Here is a 261-nt window from a genome sequence, read left to right as displayed (position 1 = left end):
GACCGTAGGAGGCAAGCTCCTCCGCGAGCTGCTCCGGATCACGGAACTCGACCACGACGCGGTCTCGGGCTGGACTGCCCGTGGCTGGTTCTTGCGCGGTCACGGCCCGCCTGCGCAGCGCAAGCAACCTGCCTAGGTCCACTTCCAACGTGGCTTGGCGCAACGGGAGTTCGTTGAGTTCATCGAGTTCAGCCCGGGCGTTGAATCCCGCCGGAGGTTCGCATGAGCTTCCCGGCACGGCTGTGACGGCGGTGGTCATGC

General features: G+C 66.3%; 1 protein-coding gene. It reads right to left on the bottom strand.

Going from position 1 to position 261, the window contains the following annotated elements:
• On the bottom strand, positions 1-261 hold a 261-nt coding region (locus tag SB847_RS21415; RefSeq protein ID WP_410578677.1), incomplete at both ends, for a hypothetical protein.

It is taken from the genome of Bacillus sp. SIMBA_026 (assembly GCF_046535335.1).
GTDB classification, from domain to species: domain Bacteria; phylum Bacillota; class Bacilli; order Bacillales; family Bacillaceae; genus Bacillus; species Bacillus velezensis.
This window is presented reverse-complemented; position numbering and strand designations above follow the sequence as displayed.